Annotated in this window: 24 protein-coding genes and 1 tRNA gene; 16 read left to right on the plus strand and 9 right to left on the minus strand. The window is 66.6% G+C overall.

The features are described from left to right. Window positions 1-15: 15 nt before the first annotated feature. Together ABS767_RS10700 and ABS767_RS10705 are read left to right on the plus strand one after the other, a co-directional pair. Window positions 16-153, plus strand: a complete 138-nt coding sequence (locus ABS767_RS10700) for a hypothetical protein (RefSeq protein WP_408078338.1) — start codon at window positions 16-18, stop codon at window positions 151-153. Window positions 154-232: 79 nt separating this feature from the next. Further along, complete coding sequence (locus tag ABS767_RS10705; RefSeq protein WP_408078339.1) at window positions 233-850, plus strand: sigma-70 family RNA polymerase sigma factor; 618 nt, start codon at window positions 233-235, stop codon at window positions 848-850. A gap of 17 nt (window positions 851-867) precedes the next feature. Here the strand turns inward: ABS767_RS10705 and ABS767_RS10710 are convergent, their stop codons facing one another. Continuing rightward, window positions 868-1,290 carry a hypothetical protein gene (locus tag ABS767_RS10710; RefSeq protein WP_408078710.1) on the minus strand — a complete coding sequence of 141 codons (423 nt, stop codon included), beginning with the start codon at window positions 1,288-1,290 and terminating at the stop codon, window positions 868-870. Between ABS767_RS10710 and glnE the strand changes: the two genes are divergently transcribed. From glnE to ABS767_RS10745, 7 genes are all read left to right on the plus strand, one after another. After that, window positions 1,178-3,832: a bifunctional [glutamate--ammonia ligase]-adenylyl-L-tyrosine phosphorylase/[glutamate--ammonia-ligase] adenylyltransferase gene (gene glnE, locus ABS767_RS10715; protein ID WP_408078686.1), complete on the plus strand. Its 2,655-nt coding sequence runs from the start codon at window positions 1,178-1,180 to the stop codon at window positions 3,830-3,832. The two genes, ABS767_RS10710 and glnE, sit on opposite strands and share 113 nt — an antisense overlap. 2 nt (window positions 3,833-3,834) lie before the next feature. Then, the gene (locus tag ABS767_RS10720; RefSeq protein ID WP_408078340.1) at window positions 3,835-4,308 is read left to right on the plus strand and encodes a peroxiredoxin; all 474 of its coding nucleotides are present in this window, start codon (window positions 3,835-3,837) and stop codon (window positions 4,306-4,308) included. Next, window positions 4,308-5,156: a ferritin-like domain-containing protein gene (locus ABS767_RS10725; RefSeq protein WP_408078687.1), complete on the plus strand. Its 849-nt coding sequence runs from the start codon at window positions 4,308-4,310 to the stop codon at window positions 5,154-5,156. Before ABS767_RS10720 ends, ABS767_RS10725 begins: the two co-directional genes overlap by 1 nt. A 59-nt stretch (window positions 5,157-5,215) precedes the next feature. Continuing rightward, on the plus strand, window positions 5,216-6,388 hold the full coding sequence (locus ABS767_RS10730) for a M23 family metallopeptidase (RefSeq protein WP_408078341.1): 1,173 nt from the start codon (window positions 5,216-5,218) through the stop codon (window positions 6,386-6,388). Window positions 6,389-6,530: 142 nt separating this feature from the next. Then, window positions 6,531-6,872 (plus strand): iron-sulfur cluster insertion protein ErpA, encoded by a 342-nt coding sequence (erpA, locus tag ABS767_RS10735; RefSeq protein ID WP_408078342.1) that lies wholly within the window; start codon window positions 6,531-6,533, stop codon window positions 6,870-6,872. 7 nt (window positions 6,873-6,879) lie between these two features. Then, window positions 6,880-7,653 carry an exodeoxyribonuclease III gene (gene xth, locus ABS767_RS10740; protein ID WP_408078343.1) on the plus strand — a complete coding sequence of 258 codons (774 nt, stop codon included), beginning with the start codon at window positions 6,880-6,882 and terminating at the stop codon, window positions 7,651-7,653. 197 nt (window positions 7,654-7,850) lie between these two features. After that, complete coding sequence (locus ABS767_RS10745; RefSeq protein WP_408078344.1) at window positions 7,851-8,099, plus strand: hypothetical protein; 249 nt, start codon at window positions 7,851-7,853, stop codon at window positions 8,097-8,099. 49 nt (window positions 8,100-8,148) lie between these two features. On the opposite strand, the gene ABS767_RS10750 is transcribed toward ABS767_RS10745, so the two are convergent. Next, complete coding sequence (locus ABS767_RS10750; protein ID WP_408078345.1) at window positions 8,149-9,306, minus strand: N-acetyltransferase; 1,158 nt, start codon at window positions 9,304-9,306, stop codon at window positions 8,149-8,151. A 124-nt stretch (window positions 9,307-9,430) separates the two neighbouring features. On the opposite strand from ABS767_RS10750, the gene ABS767_RS10755 reads away from it, so the two are divergent. Next, the gene (locus ABS767_RS10755) at window positions 9,431-10,552 is read left to right on the plus strand and encodes a fatty acid desaturase family protein (protein WP_408078346.1); all 1,122 of its coding nucleotides are present in this window, start codon (window positions 9,431-9,433) and stop codon (window positions 10,550-10,552) included. A 124-nt stretch (window positions 10,553-10,676) separates the two neighbouring features. Here the strand turns inward: ABS767_RS10755 and lptG are convergent, their stop codons facing one another. The 6 genes from lptG to ABS767_RS10785 form a co-directional block, all read right to left on the minus strand. Then, window positions 10,677-11,780 (minus strand): LPS export ABC transporter permease LptG, encoded by a 1,104-nt coding sequence (gene lptG / locus ABS767_RS10760; protein WP_408078347.1) that lies wholly within the window; start codon window positions 11,778-11,780, stop codon window positions 10,677-10,679. Then, window positions 11,777-12,973 (minus strand): LPS export ABC transporter permease LptF, encoded by a 1,197-nt coding sequence (lptF, locus tag ABS767_RS10765; protein WP_408078348.1) that lies wholly within the window; start codon window positions 12,971-12,973, stop codon window positions 11,777-11,779. Before lptF ends, lptG begins: the two co-directional genes overlap by 4 nt. Window positions 12,974-13,051: 78 nt before the next feature. Next, on the minus strand, window positions 13,052-15,016 hold the full coding sequence (locus ABS767_RS10770; RefSeq protein ID WP_408078349.1) for an ATP-binding protein: 1,965 nt from the start codon (window positions 15,014-15,016) through the stop codon (window positions 13,052-13,054). Between the two features lie 47 nt (window positions 15,017-15,063). Then, entirely contained in the window at window positions 15,064-16,317 is a 1,254-nt protein-coding gene (gene spt / locus ABS767_RS10775) for a serine palmitoyltransferase (protein ID WP_408078350.1), read from the minus strand. 1 nt (window position 16,318) lies between these two features. Continuing rightward, window positions 16,319-16,564 (minus strand): acyl carrier protein, encoded by a 246-nt coding sequence (locus tag ABS767_RS10780; protein WP_408078351.1) that lies wholly within the window; start codon window positions 16,562-16,564, stop codon window positions 16,319-16,321. 75 nt (window positions 16,565-16,639) lie between these two features. Then, on the minus strand, window positions 16,640-18,100 hold the full coding sequence (locus tag ABS767_RS10785) for an FGGY family carbohydrate kinase (protein WP_408078352.1): 1,461 nt from the start codon (window positions 18,098-18,100) through the stop codon (window positions 16,640-16,642). 197 nt (window positions 18,101-18,297) lie between these two features. Here ABS767_RS10785 and ABS767_RS10790 point away from each other — a divergent pair, with 197 nt between their 5' ends. Together ABS767_RS10790 and ABS767_RS10795 are read left to right on the plus strand one after the other, a co-directional pair. Next, window positions 18,298-19,443, plus strand: a complete 1,146-nt coding sequence (locus ABS767_RS10790; protein WP_408078689.1) for an AI-2E family transporter — start codon at window positions 18,298-18,300, stop codon at window positions 19,441-19,443. A gap of 45 nt (window positions 19,444-19,488) precedes the next feature. Then, window positions 19,489-19,565, plus strand: a tRNA-Asp gene (locus tag ABS767_RS10795). Window positions 19,566-19,592: 27 nt separating this feature from the next. On the opposite strand, the gene ABS767_RS10800 is transcribed toward ABS767_RS10795, so the two are convergent. Then, entirely contained in the window at window positions 19,593-20,075 is a 483-nt protein-coding gene (locus tag ABS767_RS10800; RefSeq protein ID WP_408078353.1) for an Lrp/AsnC family transcriptional regulator, read from the minus strand. Window positions 20,076-20,192: 117 nt separating this feature from the next. Here ABS767_RS10800 and ABS767_RS10805 point away from each other — a divergent pair, with 117 nt between their 5' ends. The 4 genes from ABS767_RS10805 to ABS767_RS10820 all read left to right on the plus strand — a co-directional run bounded on the left by ABS767_RS10805 (window position 20,193) and on the right by ABS767_RS10820 (window position 23,104). Further along, window positions 20,193-21,299 (plus strand): S41 family peptidase, encoded by a 1,107-nt coding sequence (locus ABS767_RS10805; protein WP_408078354.1) that lies wholly within the window; start codon window positions 20,193-20,195, stop codon window positions 21,297-21,299. Between the two features lie 106 nt (window positions 21,300-21,405). Continuing rightward, window positions 21,406-21,645 carry a DUF2312 domain-containing protein gene (locus ABS767_RS10810; RefSeq protein ID WP_066660091.1) on the plus strand — a complete coding sequence of 80 codons (240 nt, stop codon included), beginning with the start codon at window positions 21,406-21,408 and terminating at the stop codon, window positions 21,643-21,645. A gap of 191 nt (window positions 21,646-21,836) precedes the next feature. Beyond that, the gene (locus ABS767_RS10815; RefSeq protein WP_408078355.1) at window positions 21,837-22,163 is read left to right on the plus strand and encodes a heavy metal-binding domain-containing protein; all 327 of its coding nucleotides are present in this window, start codon (window positions 21,837-21,839) and stop codon (window positions 22,161-22,163) included. A gap of 197 nt (window positions 22,164-22,360) precedes the next feature. Then, entirely contained in the window at window positions 22,361-23,104 is a 744-nt protein-coding gene (locus ABS767_RS10820; protein ID WP_408078356.1) for a YebC/PmpR family DNA-binding transcriptional regulator, read from the plus strand. Window positions 23,105-23,147 lie beyond the last annotated feature (43 nt).

Below are 23,147 nucleotides of genomic sequence, written 5' to 3' on the forward strand. Positions count from 1 at the left end.
GGTGTTGTTGGGGTCATGACTGATCACAACGACCCCCAGCATATCGAAACCGATCGCGCCCGTGCTGGCGCGACCCCGCATATGACCCGCTACATCCTTGCGATCTCGCTCGTGCTGATCGTGGTGATCTTCGCGGTCTTCCTGCTTCTTTGACCGAAAGGGGCTGGCGGCGGCGCCGCGGAGCCCTATCTCGGTCAGGACGGCATGGGCCGATTCACATGAACGGATTTCAATGAGCGACACCGAACATCAGCCCGGCGAGGGGGAGCACGTCGCGCTTTCCGATCCCGAGTTCAAGGAACAGCTTGCGCTGGTGATCCCGCATCTGCGCGCGTTCGGTCGTTCGCTGTCCGGCAGCCGCGACCTTGCCGACGACCTGGTTCAGGAAACGCTGATGAAGGCATGGGCGGCGCGGCAGCGCTTTCAGGCCGGCACGAACATGCGCGCGTGGACGTTCATCATCCTGCGCAACCTCTATCTCAGCCAGATGCGGCGCGCCCGGTTCAAGGGCGAGTGGGACGATCTGGTCGCCGACCGCATCCTCGCCGCACCGGCCAGCCAGGATCGCCATGTCGAACTCGCCGACATGCAGCGTGCGCTGCTGCACCTGCCCCAGCCGCAACGCGAGGCGCTGATTCTGGTGGGCGCGGGCGGCTTCGCCTATGAGGAAGCCGCCGAAATCTGTGGCGTCGCGGTCGGTACGATCAAGAGCCGCGTCGCGCGTGGGCGCGTTGCGCTGGAGGCGCTGATGAACGGAGGCGACCTCCCGTCCCGCGCGAGCAGCGAATCCGACGGGCGCAGCGCGCTCGATACGATCATGGACGAAGTGGACGATCTCAGCCGCGACTGAGCGATCGTCGCGCTGGATCAGCGCTTTTCCGACCCGCCATTCCTCGGGCTTTCGACGAGTTGGCGCAACAATGCTGCCATATCATCGGGAATATTCTGGTCCCGCGCATAAGCGTCGCGGAGCACGAACCCGATCGGGTCGGTCACGCGTGGCGCATCGACCCAATAGCCGCTATCGCGCGTCCCATTGGTTTGTCGAGGTGCGTTGATGCTCATGCGGGAAAGAACGTTTCTTTCTGAAATTTGTTGCTTGACATTTCGGACAGTATTGGACGGATCGAAGAATATTTGATCGATGGCAGAGATCAGGGCAGAATTGAACGCCGCCCTGGAGCGTGCGACCCGGAATTCGCCGTTCCTTGCCCATTTGATCGCGCGCGAGCGCGACTTGGTCGATCGCCTGGACTCCGCGATCGAAGATCCGTTCGCGGCCGTGCGCATCGACGATCTGCAGATGCCGGTGGCGCGGCGGCTGCGGATCGAGCGGCGGCGGCTGGCGCTGGTCGCCGCGCTCGCCGATCTGGCGGGCCTCCGCGATTTCCGCGCAACCACGCGCGCCTTGTCCGACTTTGCCGACTATGCCCTCGACAGCGCAATGCGATCCGCGGTGTTAGAACGGATGCCCGATGCCGATTCGCGCGGGCTGGCCGCCATCGCGCTCGGAAAGCAGGGCAGCCATGAGCTCAATTACTCGTCCGACATCGATCCGATCCTGATCTTCGACCCGGCGACCTTGCCCCATCGCGAGCGCGACGCGGTCGAGGAAGCGGCGGTGCGGATCGGGCGGCGGATCGTCGAAACGCTGCAGGCCCGCGATGCCGACGGCTATGTGCTGCGCATCGACCTGCGGTTACGCCCGTCGCCGGAGGTGTCGCCGATCGTCCTCCCGGTAGAAGCGGCGATCAGCTATTATGAATCGCAGGCACTGCCGTGGGAGCGGGCCGCGTTCATCCGCGCCCGCGCCGCCGCGGGGGACACCGCGTTGGGGCAGGACTTCCTCGACACCATCCGCCCGTTCGTGTGGCGCCGCGCGCTCGACTATGGAACGATCCGCGAGATCCGGGGCATTTCGCGTCGCATCCGCGACCATCATGCGCAGGGTCAGGCGTTCGGCCCCGGCTTCGATCTCAAGCGTGGGCGCGGCGGGATTCGCGAAGTCGAGTTCTTCGCCCAGATCCATCAGCTGATCCATGGCGGCCGCGATCCCACAGTGCGGACCCCCGCGACGCTCGACGCGCTGGCGGCGCTGGCGGCTGCCAAGCGGATCGATGCGGAGCAGGCGCGCGTGCTCGCCGATGCCTATGTGCTGCTGCGCACGATCGAGCATCGCGTGCAGATGATCGACGACCGCCAGACCCACGCACTGCCGCAGGGCGAGGCGCTGGACGCGGTCGCGCGGCTGCACGGGCTCGACGATGGCGGCGCGCTGCTCGATCTGCTGCGTCCGCATGTCGAGGCGGTGGGACGGATCTACGATGCGCTCGACGGTGGCGACGAGGCTGCGCCTGCGATGCGGGGCGAGCAGGGCGCGGAGCGGGCGGTGAGCGAGGCGGGCTTCGCCGATCCGGCGAGCGCGACGCGGCTGATCGAGGGGTGGCGCAGCGGACGCTATCCAGCGCTGCGCAGCCCGCCGGCGCGCGCGGCGATGGAGGCCGCGCTGCCGCCGCTGCTGCGCGCGATCGGCGACGCGCCCGACCCCGGCGCAGCACTGGCGCGGCTCGACACGATCCTGTCGCGCCTGCCCAGTGCGCTCAACCTGTTCCACCTGCTCGAGGCGCGGCCCAGCCTTGCCAGGCTGCTGGGGACGATCCTCAGCCATGCGCCCACGCTGGCCGATGCGCTGGCGCGGCGGGTCGAGCTGATCGACGGGCTGATCGATGCCAGCGCGCTCGCGCCGGTCGGTAGCGTCGCAGAGCTGGCGGCGGAGATGCGGCGGGGCGAGGCGGGGGACGATTATCAGCGGCTGCTCGATCGCGTGCGCCAGCAGGTCGGCGAAAAGCGGTTCGCGCTCGGCGCACAGATCGTCGCAGGTGTGAGCGATCCGCTGGAAGTGTCGGCGGGCTATGCGCGCGTCGCCGAAGCGGCGCTGGAGGTGCTGGCGACCGCGACGGTGGCGGAGTTCGCCACGCGCCATGGCCGCGTGCCCGACAGCGAACTGCTGGTGCTGGCGCTGGGGCGGTTCGGGGGCGGCGCGCTGACCCACGCGTCCGATCTCGATCTGGTCTTCCTGTTCACCGGGGACCATCTCGCCGAATCCGACGGCGAAAAGCCGCTGGGCGCGGTTACCTATTATAACCGGCTCGCGCAGCGGGTGATTGCGGCGCTGTCGGTCGCGACCGCCGCGGGCGCGCTGTACGAGGTGGATACGCGCTTGCGCCCGTCGGGCGCGCAGGGGCCGCTGGTCGTCTCGCTCGACGGGTTCGCGCGGTATCAGCGCGAGGAAGCCTGGACCTGGGAGCATATGGCGCTGACGCGCACACGCGCCGTGTTCGGATCGGAGCCGGCACGCGCGGCGGTGGAGCAGGTCATTGGCGCGGTTCTGCGGGGCGAGCGGCCGACGCGCGACATCGCGGCGGAGGCGGCGAAGATGCGCGCCGACATGGCCGCCCATAAGCCGCCCGGCGGACCGCTCGACGCCAAGCTGTTGCCCGGGGGGCTGGTCGATCTCGAGTTCGCGGTTCACGTCCGGCAGCTCGACCGGCGGACCGGCTTCGACCCGCATCTGGGCGCGGCGATCGGGCTGCTGGCGGAGCAGGGGCTGTTGCCCACATCGCTCGGGCCCGCGCATGATTTCCTGACGCGGTTGCTGGTGACGATGCGGCTGGTCGCTCCCGACGCGCAGCCGCCGGGCCCCGCGACCCGGCCGATGGTTGCGCATGCCGTCGGCGCGCAGGATTGGGACGCGCTGGTTGCATCGCTCGACCGGCATCGGCAGGAGGTGGCCGACGCCTGGGCCGCAGTGGCCGGAACGCAAGGGAGCTGAACATGGCAATCGAGGAAGGCGACGCGCTGCCTGCGGTCGATCTGGTCGATCTGGACGGGAATACGTTCCGGCTCGACCGCCTGGCGGGAGCGCCGCTTGTGCTCTATTTCTATCCCAAGGACGACACCGCTGGCTGCACCCGCGAGGCGCAGGATTTCAGCGCGTTCAAGGCGCAGTTCGATGCGCGGGGGGTGGCGATCCTGGGCGTATCGCGCGACAGCGCGATCAAGCACCAGAAGTTCGTCAACAAATACGACCTGACGATCCCGCTCGCCACCGATCCCGACGGCAAGGCGCTGGAAGCATTCGGCGCCTGGGTCGAAAAATCGATGTACGGCAAGAAATATATGGGCATCGACCGCTCGACCTTCCTGTTCGATGCGGCGGGCAAGCTCGTCCGCGCGTGGCGCAAGGTCCGTGTTCCGGGCCATGTGATCGAGGTGCTCGAAGCGGCAAAGGACATGGCCGCCGCGTGATGACCAGCGTGGGCGAAGCGGCGCGCGCCGTGCTTCTGGCCGCCGACCCGGCGGCAAAGGTTGCTGCGGCGCGGCGTGCGGCGCGCGACTGGCGGCTCGGGCGGCTCGATCACCGGTTCGACGTGGCGATGCCCGCCGCGCCCGCGCGTCCCGAACGACCGGAATTGCTGCCGCCCAACCGCATGCCCAAGCGCGGCAAGGGTGGATCCGAACGCGGGCGGATCGCGCTCATCCACGCGCTGGCACATATTGAATTCGTCGCGATCGACCTGGCCTTCGATATGGTGGGGCGCTTCGGTGATCGCTTCCCGCGCTTGTTCACTGATGACTGGATGAAGGTCGGCGCGGACGAGGCGATGCATTTCGCCTTGCTCGACCGCCGACTGAAGCAACTGGGCAGCCATTATGGCGCGCTGCCTGCACATGCCGGACTGTGGGAGGCGGCGGAGGCGACCGCGCACGACGCCGCAGCGCGGCTGGCGGTCGTGCCGATGGTGCTCGAAGCGCGCGGGCTCGACGTTACCCCGGCGACCATCGCACGGTTCGAAGCGGTCGGAGACATGCGCACCGCGGCGATCCTGCAGCGGATCTTCACCGACGAAATCGTGCATGTGGCGGCGGGGACGCGCTGGTTCGAATCTTGTTGTGCGGCATTGCGAATCAACCCGCAGGAGCATTGGCGCGCGCTGCTTGCACGGCATTTCGGCGGCGCGATTAAGCCTCCGTTCAACGACTCGGCGCGTGAGACAGCCGGTTTGACGCGCGGTTATTACGAAGGGGTTGCGGCAAACCAGCCCACAGGTTCTAACCCGATCCGTCAGAGCGGAGGGGCTGCTCCTGACATGTGAACGTTTAACAAAGGGCGTGTGCCGTGTGTCCGGCGCGTGTCTGTAGTTGCCGGGGACTCATGGTCAGCACTGCACTCAACGCGAATTTTGTCACGCGGTTCCGCGATCTTTTTACTACCCGTGATTTCATCTTTCACGACGGCCGCGATCTGAAGCGGTTCAGCATCGCCGGACGGACCCAGGCGATCCTCGCCGGCGTCGCGGCGGTCACCATCACATTTTCGGCCTATGGCGTCTCGCAGGCCGCCTTCGGCGCCATCATGGCGACGGGCGTCGCCGGGACCGCAGCCACTCCCGAAGCGCGCATGGAAAAGATGCGCGCCGAGATGAGCCAGCTCGAAGCCGATGTCGCCGCGATCAAGGAAGCGGCGAAGCTGCATGCCGCCCGCGTCGAACAGCGTCAGAAGATCATCGCCGGCGTGCTCGACGGCAAGGGATCGCCCGCCGACGTCGGCGAGCCGATCGCCAACGTCTCGCATTCGGTCGACAGCGACATGGCGCGCGAGGTTCTCGCTCCGCTGCACAAGGTCGAGGCCCGTCAGGCCAAGCTCGCCCAAAAGGCGCAGCGCACCGCGCAGCTGCGGCTCCAGCTGACGACGCAGCATCTGCGCAGCCTGGGCATCCGCCCCGAACGCTATGTCACCACCGGCGGCATGGGTGGCCCGTACGAGGCCGCCCCCGCAGGTGCCACGGCAGAGGGCAGCAGCGACGCGCAGTTCCGCTCGCTGTTCCAGACCTGGCAGAAGCTCGATGTGCTCGAACAGTCGGTGATCGCCATCCCGTCGCTCCAGCCGGTCGAATCGATGCGTCTCACGAGCAGCTTTGGCGTGCGGTCCGATCCGTTTCACGGCAGCGCGGCGATGCATGCCGGGATCGACATTCCCGGCCCGATCGGCACCCCGATCTATGCCACCGCCGATGGCGTGATCGGCCGCGCGGGTCGCTTCGGCGGCTATGGCAATCTCATCACCGTCAACCACGGCAAGGGCATCGAGACGCGCTACGGCCATCTGTCCAAGATCCTGGTCGAATCGAACACTCGCGTGCGGCGCGGCCAGCTGATCGGCCTGATGGGCTCGACCGGGCGCTCGACCGGCAGCCACCTTCACTATGAAGTGCGCGTCGACGGCAAGGCGGTGAACCCGATGCCTTTCATGCAGAACGCCAGCATCGTCGAGCAGGTCGAGGAGCGCGCCGCGCGCGTCCAGCTGACCGCGACGGGCGGCAACTAAGCTTTACCGAATAACGGAGAGGGAAGGGGCCGCACCGGGGAAAGCCGGGCGGCCCTTTTCCGTTGGGGGATCGCCGCTTGCGTGAATCCGAACCGGCGCCGTTTCGGTTGCGGCGAGTGCGATGCTTCCCTATCTCCCGATCATGGCAACCGCGCTTTCCGACGACATCGCCCTGACCCCCTCTGCCGCCGCGCGCGTCGCGGCGATCGCGGCGAAGCAGGGCAGGCCCGCGACGCTGCGCCTCTCGGTCGAGGGCGGCGGATGCTCGGGTTTTCAGTACAAGTTCGAACTGGCCGATGCGCCTGAGGCTGACGACACGGTCGCGCAGACCGATGGCGTGACGCTGCTGGTCGATGCGATCAGCCTCGATCTGGTGCGGGGCGCCTCGGTCGATTTCGTCGAATCGCTGGGGGGTGCCGCGTTTCGCGTAACCAATCCCAATGCCGCGTCGGGCTGCGGCTGCGGCACCAGCTTCGCCGTCTGATCGCGTCTTGAAGATCGTCAGCTACAATGTGAACGGGATCAAGGCGCGGCTCCCGCGGCTCCTTGAGTATCTCGAGGAACAGCAGCCGGACGTGGTGTGCCTTCAGGAGCTCAAGTCCGCCGACGAAGGCTTTCCCGAGGCGGATATTCGTGCCGCGGGCTATGGCGCGATCTGGCACGGGCAGAAGGCGTTCAACGGTGTCGCGATCCTCGCCAGGGGAACCGACCCGGTCGAGCGTAAGCGGGGTCTCGACGGCGAGCCGGAGGACGAGCACAGCCGCTATATCGAGGGAGAAGTGAACGGCGTCGTTATCGCGTCGATCTACCTGCCCAACGGCAATCCCGTTCCTGGTCCCAAATTCGACTACAAGCTGCGCTGGATCGAGCGCCTCTCTGCCCATGCGCGCGATCTGCTCGCCGAAGAGCGGCCGGTGGTGCTGGCGGGGGACTATAACGTCATTCCCAATGACGATGACGTCTATTCGGTGAAGGCGATGGCCGACGATGCGCTGATGCAGCCCGAATCGCGTCAGGGGTATCGCGCATTGCTCGCCCAGGGCTGGACCGATGCGTTGCGGACGCGCTTCCCCGCCGGTCGCGTGTGGACATTCTGGGACTATCAGGCTGGCGCATGGCAGCGCGATGCGGGTTTCCGCATCGATCACCTGCTGCTCAGTCCGATCGCGGCCGACCGCTTCGCCGATGCCGGCGTCGACAAGGACTATCGCGGCCGGGAAAAGGCCAGCGACCACGCTCCGACCTGGGCACGACTACGGTCGTAAACGATATTCGCCAAATATCGGCGAAATTCACCGCCAATTGGTGAAAAATTTCCCATCCGTAACGATCGCAACCAGCTAAGTCATTGATATAGCATACTCCGGGTGTTTGGCACGCATAATGCACTAACACAGGGGCGGGTAGAGCAGAGCAACCAGCCGGCCCGCAGCCCCCAAGCTGAACCAAAGGAGTTGCCCCCATGCGTACCGTTCTTGCCACCGCCGCCGCCGCCGTTCTCGCCGCCGGTTTCGCTGCTCCCGCCATGGCTGAACCCAAGTCCGCGCCGCCGGCGCCGATCGTCGGCACCGAGACGCGCGAAGACATGGCCGACGATCAGATCGTCTGCGTCAAGAAGACGCCGACCGGCTCGCGCGTGGCGCGCAAGGTCTGCAAGACCCAGGCGGAATGGGCCAATGAAGATGTGAATCCCCTCGCGCCCCGACAGTGACGAGGGTGCGGCCCGCGGTGCCCCCTAACACCGCGGGCCGCCTGCTGCCTCAAAGCGGCTTCGCGTAGATCTGATAGACGCGATTGACCTTGCTCTCGATCGTATCGGCGATGGCGATCATCCCCTGATTGTCCTCGAGCACCCAGCCGATCTCGCCGCGCACCGATTCGAAATCCGTGATCGCGACGCGGCGGATATATTCGATCATCATGAAGGCGAGCTGGCTCGCCATCCGCGATCCCTGCAGCCGTTTGACCACCCCCATCAGCGGCACGCGCATCGTCCGCGCCTTGCCGCGATGCAGCCACCACAGCAATTTCGCCCAGCCCAGCGGGAACAGATTGCCGTCCAGCGGGCCGATCGCCTCGTTGAGGTCGGGCAGCGTGATCATGAACGCCACCGGCTCCCCATCCAGTTCGGCGATGCGGATCAGGTCTTCGAACACGATCGGCTTCAATTTCTTGCCGACATCGTCGATCTCGGGCTGGGTCAGCGGCACGAAGCCCCAATTGTCCGACCATGCATCGTTGAGGATGCCGAGGATGACCGCAGCTTCCTCCGCAAAGCGCGACTTGTCGACCTTGCGGATGCGGATGCGATCGTTCTTCTCGCCCATCGCGACGATGCGCTGCACCAGCGGCGGAAATTCCTGGGTGATATCGAGCTCATAGGTCAGCAGCTGCTTGACCGGTTCGAACCCCGCTTCCTCGATATAGGCGCGATAGGCGTGCTTGTGGTGCCCCATCATCACCGTCGGAGCATGGTCGTATCCCTGGATCAGCAGGCCCGGCTCCTCCCAGATCGACAGGGAGATCGGGCCGATCACGCGGCTCATGCCCTTGTTGCGCAGCCAGGTTTCGGCGGTGTTGATCAGCGCGCGCGCAACCGTCGCGTCCTCCGCCTCGAACATTCCGAAAAAGCCGGTGCCGGGTCCAAAGCCCTGTTCGGCCGGCATTTCGAGCGCGAGCCGATCGATATGCGCGGAGATGCGCCCGACCGGCCGTCCGTCGCGTTCGGCCAGGAACAATTGCGCCTCGGCATGGCTGAACCAGCCATTCTTCTTCGGATCGATCGCGCCAGCCACCTCGCTGCGCAGCGGCGGGACCCAATTCGGGTCGCCGCGATTGAGGCGATAGGCGAGTTCGATGAAATCACGCTTGTCCGCCTTCGTCGTGACCGGGCGGATGGCGAGTGGGGCATTGGCCACGAACGGACCCTTTCGTTGATCAGCGTCAAAGCACTCACGCCAACACGCGCGCAAGTCAACCGAAGGACAGCATCATCCTGGAAACCCCGTTGAAATGCCACGCAATGGCCACGATCTCCTGGCAATGCCCGACGCTATGAATAGCCTTGCCCTTGATGCGGCTCCGCTGGAGCGAGAGGCCGCAGCGCCGGTCGCGGCGGCGAAGATTCGCCTGTCCGGGATGGCCGACGACCGCGCCATGCTGCGCGCGGCGGCAGAACTGACGCGCGATCTTCAGACGCCGAATCCCCGCATCTACTGGTCCGACTTTCTCGGCTCTGCGGCGCTCGGCTATGCCGCGCTGGCGGGCGCGATCTTCGCCCCGTCGATCGGCTGGGCAGTGGCGAGCGGCGTGCTGGCGGTGCTGGCGCTGTATCGCGCCAGCCTGTTCATCCATGAGATCACGCATCTCAAACATTCGCTGCTGCCCGGCTTTCGCGTCGGCTGGAACCTGCTGCTCGGCATCCCGATGATGCTGCCGAGCTTCATGTATGAGGGGATCCATACGATCCACCATACCCGCACGCGCTATGGCACGGTGGAGGATCCCGAATATCTTCCGCTCGCGCTGATGAAGCCATGGACGCTGCCGGTGTTCCTGCTGGTGTCCGCGCTGATGCCGGTCGGGCTGTTGCTCCGGTTCGGCGTGCTCGGGCCGCTCTCGCTGGTCTCGAAGCGGCTGCGCCGCCTTGTCGTCGGCCGCTATTCGGGGCTGCAGATCAACCCGAAGTTCGAGCGCAAGGCGCCCGAAGGTGCGTTCGCGCGCCAGTGGCGCTGGCAGGAGATCGGCGCGAGCCTCGTCGCGGTGGCACTGATCGCCACGGTGGCGACCGGCGTGCTGCCGCTCAAGGCGTTCCTGACCTATATGGTCGTGATCTCCGGCGTCGCGGTGCTTAACCAGGTGCGAACGCTGGTCGCGCATCTGTGGGAAAACGAAGGCGAGCCGCTGACGGTGACCGCGCAATATCTCGACAGCGTCAACGTGCCTGGCGGGTTCCTGCCCTATCTGTGGGCGCCGGTCGGCCTGCGCTTCCACGCGCTGCACCACCTGTTGCCGAGCCTGCCCTATCATGCGCTGGGTGAGGCGCACCGCCGCATCTCGACCGCGCTGGAACAGGAATCCAGCTATCACGGTGCGAACTATCCCAGCTTGCGCGGCCTCATGGTCCGGTTGGCGTCGAATACCATGAAGGTGCGGGCGGGCTGAATTTAGTCCTTCCCTGCACAGTAGGGCAGGGGCACCCCCGTGCGCAGCGGGCGGTGGTGGGCGACTGGGCAGACAGCCGTGACTAACAGGGCAAACTCCGCCCTCTACGAAGACGGCCCCTCCGCTATTCCTCGCTCTTGAGCAGCACTGCCTCGCCGATCATCGCGAACAGCAGGAACGGCGCCCATGCGGCAAGGAAGGGCGGGTAGGCGCCGAGATTGCCCATCGCCAGCGCGAAATTGTCGGCCACGAAATAAAGGAAGCCGAGGCCCATCCCCATCACGGCGCGCACGAACAGCTTGCCCGACCGCGCGATACCGAACGCGGCGACCGCAGCCAGCAGCGGCATCAGCACCGACGACAGCGGCCCCGACAATTTGTGCCACAGCGATCCTTCGAGCGCCTTGGTCGGGCGGCCGGCGGCCTTTAGGTCGTCGATCGCCTCGCGCAGCGCGCCGAAGGACAGGCTTTCCGCGTCGACGTTCGAAAGGGTGAACTGATCCGGCCGGACCCCGCGCGCGAGCACGACGCTGCCGAGCGGCGTCAGCGTGCCCGACGCGACGTCGAACCGCTCCGCCCCGGTAACGCGCCAGCCATCGCCCTCACGTCGCCCGGTCTTCGCGCGGACCAGCGACTTGAGCACCGCGCCCTCGCGTTCGAACACGGTGATCCCGGCTAGCTCCGCCGCATCGCCGCGGCCCTTGATCTGCATCGCATGGATCAGATGGCTGCCTTCGCGCACCCACACATTGCTGCGATCGCCGCGGTCGATGGGAAGCGGGCCGTAATCCACCTTCTTCCACGCGGCGAGCGTGGCGCTGGAGCGCGACACGATCCGGTCGTTGAAGCTGAACGACAGGATCGCGACGCCAATGCCTGCGATCATCAGCGGGGCAAGCACCTGATGCGCCGACAGGCCCGACGCCTTCAGCGCGATGATCTCGCTGTTCTGGTTCATCGTCGTGAAGGTGACGATCGTGCCGAGCAGGACCGAGAAGGGCAGGAACGTCGCGATGATCTGCGGCGCGCGCAGGCCGACATATTTCCACACCTGCGCATCGCCATTGCCGGGAAAGGCGAGGATGCGCCCGGATTCGCTCAGCAGGTCGAGCGTCTGGAGGATCAGCACCAGCCCGAACAGGAATGCGAAGGTGTTGATGAGGAAGGAGCGCGCCATGTAGAGCGAGACCGTCCGCGACGGGAAGAAATCGGTCACCGTGTGGATCATGCCGCCGCCTTCCGGCGCTTGCCGGGCAGATATTTGGACACTGCCTTCCACGCCTTCGCGAAGAATTTCTCGAGCGCGCCGATCGGCTGGCCGCCCGGGACATAGGCGATCGTATAGTACATCCACAGCACCAGTCCCGCGAAGATCAGGAACGGCGCCCACAAGGCGATCAGCGGGTCGATCAGGCCCAGGCTGCCCACGCCCTGCGCATATTCGTTGATCTTGTGATAGGTGACGATCATGACGATCGACAGGAAGACGCCCAGCGCCGATGTCGAGCGTTTGGGCGGGACGCCAAGCGCCAGCGCCAGCAGCGGCAACAGCAGCATCGTCGCCACCTCGACCATGCGGAAGTGAAAGGCCGACCGGCTGGTATCGCGCTGTTCCGCCGACGCACCCGGGTCCGACCCGATCTTGGCGAGCTGGGGCAGGGTGAGTTCGAGATTGCTCTCGCCACGCTGGCGGAACTGTTCGAACTTGGGCAGGTCGATCGGCAGGTCGTGCGCGTCGAAGGTCAGCACGCGCGGCGTATCGAATTTCGGGCTCTGATGGATCAGCGTGCCCTTGGTCAGGCGAAAGATGATGACATCGGGGTCGTCGGTCCGCAGGAACTGGCCCTTCTCGGCGGTTGCCGACACGATATCCCCGCCCGGCGCGCGCGCATTGACGAAGATACCAGACAGGTCGCGCCCCTCGTTGCGGCTTTCCTCGATCCGCAGCGTCATGCGCTCGCCCAGATTGGTGAACTCGCCGACCTTGATCGACGCGCCCAGCGCGCCGCTGCGCAGCTCGAACCGCAGCCCTTCGTAATTGTAGCGCGCGAGCGGCTGGATATAGCCGACGATCGCCAGGTTCATGCCCGCCAGCGCGATCGCGTACATGAACGGCACCAGCAGCATGCGGTTGTAGCTCATCCCGACGGCGCGCAGCACGTCGAGCTCCGACGTCGTGGCCAGGCGGCGAAAGGCGAGGAGGATGCCGAGCATCAGCCCGATCGGAATGCCGAGACCCAGATATTCGGGCAGCAGGTTGGCGAGCATGCGCCACACCACGCTCACCGGCCCGCCCTCGCTCGCGACGAAGTCGAACAGGCGCAGCATCCGGTCGAGCACCAGCAGCATCGCCGAAATCAGCAATGTCGAGATCAGGGGGACGGCGATCAGGCGCGCCATGTACCGGTCGAGTGCGGTCATCGGGGTTGGGTTCGCGCCTTCAAACTGCGCCGGAGGGCCGACGGGAATGTCCCGCTATATCGCACGGCGCGCGGAAATCTACCCTGCCGCGCCGGGATCGTCGGTCGCGGGGTGCCAGTCCAGCGCATCGGCCAGCGCCTGTTCGAGGCCCGCCAGCGTATAGGGCTTGCGCAGGATCGGCCGCCCGCCGAACCGGTCCTCCTCCGCCTCGCCAGCATAACCCGTGACATAGAGGATCGCGACGCCATCGAGTTGCGGCTCCAGCGCGGCGATCATTTCCGGCCCCGTCTGGCCCGGCATGATCACGTCGGTCAGGATCAGGTCGAGCGCATGCAGCCCGGCAACGATGCGCGGCGCGGCGAGCGGATCGTCGCACGCGACGGGCCGATGGCCCAGTTCCTCGAGCGCGGCGAGCGTCGCGGACAGCACGCGCGGGTCGTCCTCGACCACCAGAATGTCGAGCGCATCGCCGGGCGCTTCCTGCGGCCCGATCCGCTCGGGCGCGGCGATGTCCTCTGCCTTTGCGGCATGGCAGGGCAGCAGCATCGTCACTGTCGTGCCCGCGCCGACCGCCGAATCAATCCGTACCTCGCCGCCCGACTGCCGCACGAACCCGAAGATCTGGCTAAGGCCCAAGCCGGTTCCTTTGCCCACCGGTTTGGTCGTGAAGAACGGCTCGAACACCCGCTCCATCACTTCCTTCGACATGCCCGATCCCGTGTCGCTTACCGACAGGCACACATAGTCGCCCGGTCCGCATTCGCCCGGATGATGCTCATCCAGCGGTGTATGGCTGCAGGAAATCGTCAGCGTGCCGCGCCCGTCCATCGCGTCGCGCGCATTGACCGCGAGGTTGAGCAGCGCGTTCTCCAGCTGCACGCGATCGGCCCAGACGTGCCAGCCATTTCCTTCGCACTGCGTTTCGACCGCGATACCATCCCCCAGCGTGCGATCGAGCAGGATCGACATGCCCGCGATCAGCTCGCCCGGCTCGATCGCCTCGGGCGCCAGGGCTTCGGACCGGGCAAAGCCAAGCAGCTGCCGGGTGAGGGCAGCCGCGCGGCTCGCACCCTCGGCGGCATTGTCGATATGCCGCTGCGCCTCCTCGGCATCCTTGGGCAGGTTGCGTTTCGCCAGTTCGATCCCGCCCAGCACGACGGCGAGCATGTTGTTGAAATCATGCGCGATCCCGCCGGTCAGCTGCCCGACGGCCTCCATCTTCTGCGCCTGACGCAGCTGCGCTTCCGCCGCGGCACGTTCGCGCGCCTCGGCCTGCAAGCTCTCGGTCGCGCGCGCCACGGCCGCCTCCAGCTCGATCGATCGGCGGCGCTGCGCCTCGGCTTCCGCCGCCGCCGCCGCGCGCTCGCGCACCGCCTGGAGGTTGAGCCATCCCAGCACGATCGCGCCGACCACCAGCAGCACGCCGAAGATCATCAGGTTGCGCGTTTCCTGAACCGCTTCGGCCGCGGTGGTGCGCGCCTGCCCGGCACGTTCGCGCAGCCGGACGCGCTCGGCGTCGAAGATCGCCTGCAGCTCGCGCGACATCGCGACGAGATGGGGTGAGCGGCGCGCTTCGTTGAAATAGGCATAAGCCCGATCGTTGCGCCGCACGTTGGTGTTGCGGGCGATCTGCGCCAGCTCGGCCCCGCGCGCCAGATAGGCGGTCCTCAGTCGCGCGAGCCGGTCGCGCTGCCCGGGGTCGGCGCGCGCGCGGCGTTCGAGCAGTGCCAGCTGTCCTCCGGCATTCTGCCATTCGGCGACGAAATCGCGGCCCATGGCATCTTCGCCCGCGACGACGTAGCGGCCCAGCACCGCTTCCGCGCGGGCCAGCGTCGCGCCCAGGCTCTGCGCGAGCACGATGATCTCATAGCTTTCGGACTGGCGCGACAGTGCCGCGTCGCGCTGCTCGTCGGCGATTCGCTGGCTGGTGACCAGCCCGGCGAGCACCGCGACGCCGAGGATCGCGACGAGGATCATCAGCGCGGCGCGCCAGTCCAGCGTGGACAGGCGGCGCATCACCTTCTCGAAGCGGCCCTGAAGCATCGCGCACACCTAGGCTTCGGGCGGCGTCAATGCCACCCCTGCACGTGTCAGGCGATGACGCCGGTCGCTTGCCCCGCACCCTTGAACATCGCCAGGATGCGCTCGATCTGTTCGCTGGTATGCTCGGCGCAGAGCGAACAGCGCAGCAGGAACGTGCCCGCCGGGGTCGCCGGGGGACGCGCCATGTTGACGTACAGGCCCGCTTCCAACAGCGCCTGCCACATCGTCACGGCCTGTTCCTGATCGTCGAGGATCACCGCGATGATCGCGCTTTCTGCGGTCTGCGTGCCGAGCTTGAAGCCCATTTTGGTGAGCCCGGCATGGACCGCGCGGGCATTTTCCCAAAGATGCGCACGCTTATTGTGCGCATACATCAGCTTGCGGATCGACGCGGCGGCGGTGGCGACGACGCTGGGCGGCAGCGACGCGGTGAAGATATAGGGGCGGCAGGCGAGGCGGATCGCCTCGAACTTCGGGTGGTTCGACACGCAGAAGCCGCCGACGGTGCCGACCGATTTGGAGAAGGTGCCGACGATGAAGTCGACATCGCCCTCGCACCCCTGATCCTCGTACACGCCGCGGCCATTGGGGCCGTAAAAGCCCATCGAATGCGCTTCGTCGGACAGGACCATCGCGCCATGCTCTTTGGCGACGGCGACCATTTCCTTGAGCGGGGCGACGTCGCCGAGCATCGAATAGACGCCCTCGAGCACCACCAGCTTGCCGGCGTCGGCGGGAAGGCGGCCGAGCCGCTTGTCGAGATCCTCGACGCTGTTGTGGCGGAAGCGGACGACCTCGGCATAGCCCTGCTTGCACCCGTCATAGATGCTGGCATGGCTGTCGGCGTCGAGGATGATGTAGTCGCCCTTGCCCGCCAGCGTCGAAATCATCCCGAGATTGGCCATATAGCCGGTCGAGAAGACGATCGCGCCGGTGGTGCCGTAAAACTCGCGCAGTGCCTGTTCGACTTCCATATGGTCGTGGAAGGTGCCGTTGAGCATGCGGCTGCCATTGGTGCCGCTGCCGAACTGGTCGAGCGCCTGATGCCCCGCGGCGATCACGTCGGGGTCGAAGGTCATGCCCATATAATTATAGGTGCCGAGCAGGATCGTGTCCCGGCCCTTGATCACCGCCTCGGTCGGCGACTTGACCTGTTCCATGACGATCGCGAACGGATCGGTCACGCCGCTGTCGAGCAGCGCCTGGCGCTCGGCGATCAGGCCGTCGAACTTGCTCATCAGGTCGGGCTTGGCGCCCTCCACCGGGGAGGGGGCGTCGGCGGTCTGGATCGCGTCGCTCATCTCACGCGTCCTTGAGCTTCTGAACCGCATCGACCAGCTGGCCGACGGTTTCGATCTCGGCCTGCATGTTCATCGTGATGATGATGTCGAATTCGTCCTCGATCGCCGCGACGAAGTCCATCACGGTCAGGCTGTCCCATTCGAGATCGCCGGCAAAGGTGGTGGAATCGGTCAGCGCGACGCCCTTCTTGTTGAAGGGTTCGATCAGGCCGGTGACGGTTTCGAAAATCTGGCTACGGTCGGTCATGCCGGGTCCTTAATGGTGTCGCCTCGCACTGCCAAGCGATTGCGGCGGAATCGCGGTCAAGACGGGGCGCCCGCGCTACCGGATCACGCCTGTCACGGCGCGCTGCCACCCCGACAGCCTTGCCGTGCGCGCCTGCGCAGTCATCGCCGGTTCGAAGATCTTCACCCGGCCGCGCATCGCCGACGCCTCTTCGAGCGTGGCGAACAGGCCGCAACCGAGTCCGGCGAGCATTGCCGCGCCCAGCGCAGTCGTCTCGGTGAAATCGGGGCGCTCGACCGTCACGTCGAGCATATCGGCCAGGTCCTGCGCGATCCAGTCGTTGGTGACCATGCCGCCATCGATGCGTAGCCGCGACCAGTCGCAGCCATCGGCGGCGAAGGCGGTCTTGAGGTCGTGGCTCTGGTGGGCCATCGCCTCCAGCGCGGCGCGCACGACATGGGCCTTGCCGCTCGCGAGGGAAAGCCCGCTGATCGACCCGCGCGCGCCCGGCTCCCACCACGGCGCGCCGAGGCCCGACAGGGCAGGGACGAAATAGACCCCGCCATTGTCGTCGACGCTGCGCGCCAGCGCTTCGGTTTCGCCCGCATTCGCGATCAGTCCGAGCGAATCGCGCAGCCATTTGACCACGCTGCCCGCGACGAACACCGAACCCTCGATCGCATAGGTCCGCCGACCGCCCAGCTGGCACAGCACGGTCGACAGCAGCCGGTGGCGCGAGGTCGGCTGGCGCTCGCCGGCATTGGTCAGCATGAACGCGCCGGTGCCGAACGTCGCCTTGGTGTCGCCCGGCGTCAGGCACGCCTGGCCGATCGTCGCCGCCTGCTGGTCCCCTGCCATGCCGCAGATCGGGATGCGTCCGCCGAACAGCGTCGTCTCGCCGAAGCGGCCTGCGCAATCGACGATCTCAGGCAGCGCACCGCGTGGGCAATCGAACAGGTCGAGCAGCCCGTCGCTCCACCCGCCGCTGCCCAGGCCCATCAACAGCGTGCGCGAGGCGTTGGTCGCGTCGGTGACGTGATTTCCCCCGGTCAGCTTCCACACCAGCCAGCTTTCGACCGTGCCGATCGCGAGCCGCTCGCCGGCCTCCTTCAGCTGCGGCCAGTTGGCCATCGCCCACGCGATCTTGGTCCCGCTGAAATAGGGGTCGAGCAGCAACCCGGTGCGCGCCTGTACCCCCGGCTCGTCGCCGCGCTCCTTCATCGTGCGGCAGAGGTCTGCGCTGCGCCGGTCCTGCCACACGATCGCCGGGGCGAGCGGCTCGCCGGTGGTGCGGTCCCAAAACACCACGGTCTCGCGCTGGTTGGTGATGCCGATCGCCGCGATGGCGTCCGGCCCGCCGGCGCGCTCGACCACCGCCGCAGCACAGCGCTGTGTCCGTTCCCAGATTTCCGCTGCATCATGCTCGACCAGCCCGGCGGCGGGATAATGCTGGGTCAGTTCCGCCGATTCGCTTGCGATGCAGTCGCCTGCAGGCGTGAACAGCATCGCCCGGGCCGAGGTCGTGCCCTCGTCGATGACCAGCAGAATCTCTCCCATGGCGCGCACGTTAGCGATGATTACAAGGCTCGCAAATCACGCTAGGATCAGGGCGAGAGGTGATATCCGTGGACGAGGGGTTTTCAGGCAGCGGACGCGATGAAGGGGAGGGGGACGACCCCGGCTCGTCGTCGCACTTCGTCCCCGTCGTTCCGCCCGCGGATCATGAGAGCGAGGCGGAGAATCGTCGCGACCGGCTGCTGGCCGGCCTCACGCTGATGATCGGCGTCGGCCTCGTCCTCGCCATCCCCTTCGCGCTCAAGGCGGGGTCGCCCTTCTTCCTGCCGCTCACCGCGGCGATCGTCGTCGCGATCGCGCTGGTGCCCATCCTCGAATGGCTGGAGCGGCACCGCATGCCCGCGCCGCTCGCTGCGCTCACCTGCGTGCTGTTGTTCCTCACCGCGGCCAATGCCGCGCTCGCCTCGATCGTCGTTCCCGCCTGGGGCTGGCTGTCGCTGCTTCCCGAACGGATCGACAATATCCAGTCGAACGTGAAGCCGCTGATCGACTTCTATTCGAACTTCGAAAATTTCGTGAACCGCACGATCCAGGAACTCGCCGCCTCGCGTCCGATCGCACCGGCCGAGACGGCGACCGAGGCGCCGCCGCGCTCGATCCTCGAACTCGCGGCGACCAGCGCGCCGACCGCATTCATCGAGATGTTCTTTGCGGTGCTCGTCATCTTCTTCTTCCTGTCGGGCTGGACGCGGCTGCGGCGCGGCGCGATCACCAGCCGCACCAGTTTCGGCGGTGCGATGGCGACCGCGCGGGTCATCCAGGACGTGGTCGACGATACCTCCGCCTATCTCGGCACGATCACGATGATCAACGTCTCGCTCGGCCTGGTCGTGGCGGGCGCATTGTGGCTGATCGACATGCCGACCCCGCTGATGTGGGGCGGCATCGTCGCGCTGCTCAACTATATCCCCTATCTCGGCCCGATCTTCGGCGCGGCCTTCCTGGCGGTCGGCGGGCTGATGACCTTTCAGGACGTGTGGACGGCGTTGCTGCCTGCCGCGATCGTGATCGGACTGCATACGATCGAGGCGAATTTCATCACGCCGCTGATCGTCGGGCGGCGGTTGACGATCAATCCGATCATGATCCTGATCTCGCTGTCGTTCTGGGGCTGGGTGTGGGGAACGCCGGGGGCGCTGCTCGCCGTGCCGCTGCTCATCATCATCCAGACCGTGCTCAACGCCGCCGGCAAGCCCGATATCGCGGGCTTCCTGTTCGAACACGGCACGCTGGTGGCGCGCGGAAACCCCGCCGCGCCCCAGCCCGGAGACCCGGTGCAAAATATGGGCGAAACCGGTGTTGACAGCCCCCGGCCGCCCGGTTAGGTGCCGCGCTCTCGCAAGGGACCGCGCTTCGGCGCCGGGGGCCAAGCGGGTGTAGCTCAGTTGGTTAGAGCGCCGGCCTGTCACGCCGGAGGTCGCGGGTTCGAGCCCCGTCACTCGCGCCATCCCTCACATGGGATGGACGCTTCCCATCAATCTACATCGCCGGGTTTCAGCACGACCGCCGCGCTCTGCTTGTGCACGCGCTTGATGAAGCTCGTCTCGTAGCGCCGGACTGCAGGGTCCTGCTGAAACAGTCGCTCCGCCAGCGCATTGTAATCCGCCATGTCGCGCGCGCAGATCAGGATGGCGAGGTCGTCCGCGCCGGCGACATCGAGGATCATCTGCACCGCATCCTCGTCGGCCAGCCGTGCACGTAGCGCCGCGATCCCACGCTCTTCGGCATGCTCGTGAACCTGCACCCGCACCAGCGCGCGCAATCGCCGCGCCGTAAGCCGCGTCGCCGGTACCGCGACATCCGCGGCGATCCATGCTTCGCTGCGCAGCCGCCGCACCCGACGCGTCACCGCCGAGGCCGATAGCGGAACCGTGCGCGCCAGTTCCTCCGCCGTCGCGAGGGCATCGCTCTGCAACAGGTTGAGCAACTGAATATCGAATGCGTCGAGCTTGCCCATCTTCGGCGCGTGGCCACTCCCGGATGACGATTTCATGCACATAGCGCGCCGCATTCGACTGCAAAAGGCGTGTTGGTCAACTATAACACCAAGCCGACACCAGATGGAGTTTCCCGAATGCGTTCCCGATTTCTCGCTGCGGCCGGCCTGATGCTGCTGTCCCCGCTCTCCATGGCCCAGACCACCCCCGTATCCGAACCCGCGCCCGTCGCCACCCCTGCCTTCACCCCCGCGATCGGCAAGGAAGCGATCGCTAACCTCGCCGACGAGATCGAATCGAATTTCGTCTTCCCGGACGTGGCGAAGCGCTATGCCGCGATGCTGCGGGCGAAGCTCGCCGCGGGGGCGTATGACGCGCCCGCCGACGCCGAATCGCTGGCCCGGCAGGTGACCGCCGATCTCCAGGAGGTCGCGCCCGACGGACACTTGCGCATGCATCCTCCCGGCGCGATGCAGCGCCCCGGCCCAGCCGCCGGAGGCCCAGCGCCGAAGCGTCCGCCGCAGATGGAACAGGCGGGCATGATCGCCCCCGGCATCGCCTTCGTCCGCTTCAACGCCTTCATGGGCGATCCGCAGGTGCTCAAGGACTTCGCCGCCTTTCTCGACGCCAATGCCGGCGCGAAGACGCTGATCATCGACGCGCGCACGCACGGCGGCGGCGGGCTGGACGAGATGGATGTCCTGTTCCCGCGCATCTTCGACAAGCCGCAGGCCGTTATGGTGATGGACACCCGTGCCTCGGTCGCAGAGCGCGGCGGGCCGTTGCCCTTCGCCTCGCTGGTCAAGGTCGACGCGCCCAGGGAATTCTACCGCGCCGAGCATCGCGTAACGCCTGCGAGCCCCACATCGCCCTGGACCAGGGCAAAGGTCTATTATCTGACGTCCGGCCGCACCGGATCGGCCGCGGAGCATCTCGCGATGGTGTTCAAGGGCACCGGGCGCGGCACGCTGGTCGGCGGCACGACCGGCGGGGCTGGCCATTATGGTGGCATGCTCGGCCTGCCGGGCGGGTTCAGCGCCTTCATCCCGTTCGGCCGCAGCTATTTTCCGGGCGGCGACGGCTGGGAGCAGGTCGGAGTGAAGCCCGACATCGCGGTTGCGCCCGACCGTGCGCTCTATGAGGTGCTGGTGCGCGAGGGCGTGACCCCGGCGCAGGCGGAAACCTTGTCGGCATCGCATATGCCGACCGGTTCGATGGAGCGCCGCCAGCTCGGCAAGCGCTGACCTTGCCCGGGTCGTCCGCGCTTTCCACAGCGAAGCGCCGGACGGCCCCTTGCACCCCCCGGTCGAGCCGCTAAACGCCCCCGTTCACCATTTTACGGAGCAGGACATGAGCGACTCGATTTCGGCCGAGCAGCTGCGCCTTCTGATCGAGCGGATCGAGCGGCTGGAAGAAGAGAAAAAGGGCATCAGCGACGACATCAAGGATGTCTATGGCGAGGCCAAGGCGACCGGGTTCGACGCCAAGATCATGCGCACCATCATCCGCCTGCGGAAGATGGAGAAGCACCAGCTCGACGAGCAGGACGCGCTGCTCGAAACCTATCGCGCCGCGCTGGGGATGCAGTGACACTTCAATCCTCCCCCGCCAGGGGGAGGTGTCAGCGCAGCTGACGGAGGGGGCGGAAGGGTTGAACGTGTGGCTCGAGTGCGAAGCCGTCCTCCCCCTGCGTCGCCTTCGGCGCCACCTCCCCCTGGCGGGGGAGGATTTTCACCGCCGTGAAGCGCCTCTAACATGCCACTCCAACAGGAGGTTCAGGCATGATTCTCACCACAACCAGCACCGTCGATGGCCACGCCGCCACGCGCTATCACGGCATCGTGACGGCGGAAGTCATCATCGGCGCCAACGTCTTCCGCGACCTGTTCGCTGGCATCCGCGACATCGTCGGCGGGCGATCGGGCAGCTATGAACGCCCGCTCAAGGACGCGCGCAAGACCGCGCTCGAGGAATTGAAGGACGAGGCGCGCGCGATGGGCGCCAACGGCGTGATCGGCATCGACTTCGATTACGAGGTGATCGGCAAGAACGGATCGATGCTGATGGTCTCGGCCTCCGGCACCGCGGTTACGCTTAGCGGGGTTTGACCATGCTGGTCACCCCGGCCCCCGTGCCGGGGTCCACTCCGCCTCGCGTCCGGCGCTCGAGCCTCTTGCTTCGCGCTTGCCTCCCGCTGGACCCCGGCACAAGGCCGGGGTGACGAGAGATGGTGCGAAACCCCTGGTTGCGCCCAAAGCCGCGCTTGGCCTAGAGACGCCCCCACCAGATTCCATAAGAGCACCCCATGGCAGGCCATTCCAAATTCAAGAACATCATGCACCGCAAGGGCGCGCAGGATAAGAAGCGCTCGGGCATGTTCAGCAAGCTCAGCCGCGAAATCACCGTCGCGGCCAAGATGGGCCTGCCCGATCCCGACATGAACCCGCGCCTGCGCGCTGCGGTCAACGCCGCCAAGGCGCAGTCGATGCCCAAGGACAATATCCAGCGCGCGATCGACAAGGCGAGCAAGGGCGACGGCGAGAATTACGAGGAAATCCGCTATGAGGGCTTCGGCCCCGGCGGCGTCAGCCTGATCATCGAGGCGCTGAGCGACAACCGCAACCGCACCGCCACCAACGTCCGCACCGCGGTCAGCAAGAATGGCGGCAATCTCGGCGCATCGGGATCGGTCAGCCACGCCTTCGACCGGGTCGGCCTGATCACCTATCCCGCGAGCGCGGGGGATGCCGAGAAGGTATTTGAAGCGGCGCTCGAGGCCGGTGCCGAGGACGTGACGTCGAGCGAGGATGGCCACGAGATCTGGACCGCCAACGCCGACCTGCACGAAGTCGCCAAGGCGCTCGAACCCGTGCTGGGCGAGGCCGAGGGCGCCAAGCTCGCCTGGAAGCCGCAGACGATGGTCGAGGTCGACGAAAACGACGCCGCGACATTGTTCAAGCTGATCGACGCGCTCGACGACGATGACGACGTGCAGACCGTGTGGGGCAATTACGAAGTCTCGGACGAGGTGATGGCCAAGCTCGGCTGAGCGCCGTTCCGCCGGGCTTCCCCCAATGTGGGGGAAGCGGGCG

This window comes from Sphingomonas plantiphila (assembly GCF_046000505.1).
GTDB lineage: Bacteria > Pseudomonadota > Alphaproteobacteria > Sphingomonadales > Sphingomonadaceae > Sphingomonas > Sphingomonas plantiphila.

Excerpts from the sequence above, each read along its gene's own strand:
- ABS767_RS10700 (WP_408078338.1), top strand. The coding sequence starts at position 16 with ATGACTGATCACAACGACCCCCAGCATATCGAAACCGATCGCGCCCGT.
- ABS767_RS10705 (WP_408078339.1), top strand. The coding sequence starts at position 233 with ATGAGCGACACCGAACATCAGCCCGGCGAGGGGGAGCACGTCGCGCTT.
- ABS767_RS10710 (WP_408078710.1), bottom strand. The coding sequence starts at position 1,290 with ATGCGCACGGCCGCGAACGGATCTTCGATCGCGGAGTCCAGGCGATCG.
- ABS767_RS10720 (WP_408078340.1), top strand. The coding sequence starts at position 3,835 with ATGGCAATCGAGGAAGGCGACGCGCTGCCTGCGGTCGATCTGGTCGAT.
- ABS767_RS10725 (WP_408078687.1), top strand. The coding sequence starts at position 4,308 with ATGACCAGCGTGGGCGAAGCGGCGCGCGCCGTGCTTCTGGCCGCCGAC.
- ABS767_RS10730 (WP_408078341.1), top strand. The coding sequence starts at position 5,216 with ATGGTCAGCACTGCACTCAACGCGAATTTTGTCACGCGGTTCCGCGAT.
- erpA (WP_408078342.1), top strand. The coding sequence starts at position 6,531 with ATGGCAACCGCGCTTTCCGACGACATCGCCCTGACCCCCTCTGCCGCC.
- ABS767_RS10745 (WP_408078344.1), top strand. The coding sequence starts at position 7,851 with ATGCGTACCGTTCTTGCCACCGCCGCCGCCGCCGTTCTCGCCGCCGGT.
- ABS767_RS10755 (WP_408078346.1), top strand. The coding sequence starts at position 9,431 with ATGCCCGACGCTATGAATAGCCTTGCCCTTGATGCGGCTCCGCTGGAG.
- lptG (WP_408078347.1), bottom strand. The coding sequence starts at position 11,780 with ATGATCCACACGGTGACCGATTTCTTCCCGTCGCGGACGGTCTCGCTC.
- lptF (WP_408078348.1), bottom strand. The coding sequence starts at position 12,973 with ATGACCGCACTCGACCGGTACATGGCGCGCCTGATCGCCGTCCCCCTG.
- ABS767_RS10770 (WP_408078349.1), bottom strand. The coding sequence starts at position 15,016 with ATGCTTCAGGGCCGCTTCGAGAAGGTGATGCGCCGCCTGTCCACGCTG.
- spt (WP_408078350.1), bottom strand. The coding sequence starts at position 16,317 with ATGAGCGACGCGATCCAGACCGCCGACGCCCCCTCCCCGGTGGAGGGC.
- ABS767_RS10780 (WP_408078351.1), bottom strand. The coding sequence starts at position 16,564 with ATGACCGACCGTAGCCAGATTTTCGAAACCGTCACCGGCCTGATCGAA.
- ABS767_RS10785 (WP_408078352.1), bottom strand. The coding sequence starts at position 18,100 with ATGGGAGAGATTCTGCTGGTCATCGACGAGGGCACGACCTCGGCCCGG.
- ABS767_RS10800 (WP_408078353.1), bottom strand. The coding sequence starts at position 20,075 with ATGGGCAAGCTCGACGCATTCGATATTCAGTTGCTCAACCTGTTGCAG.
- ABS767_RS10805 (WP_408078354.1), top strand. The coding sequence starts at position 20,193 with ATGCGTTCCCGATTTCTCGCTGCGGCCGGCCTGATGCTGCTGTCCCCG.
- ABS767_RS10810 (WP_066660091.1), top strand. The coding sequence starts at position 21,406 with ATGAGCGACTCGATTTCGGCCGAGCAGCTGCGCCTTCTGATCGAGCGG.
- ABS767_RS10815 (WP_408078355.1), top strand. The coding sequence starts at position 21,837 with ATGATTCTCACCACAACCAGCACCGTCGATGGCCACGCCGCCACGCGC.
- ABS767_RS10820 (WP_408078356.1), top strand. The coding sequence starts at position 22,361 with ATGGCAGGCCATTCCAAATTCAAGAACATCATGCACCGCAAGGGCGCG.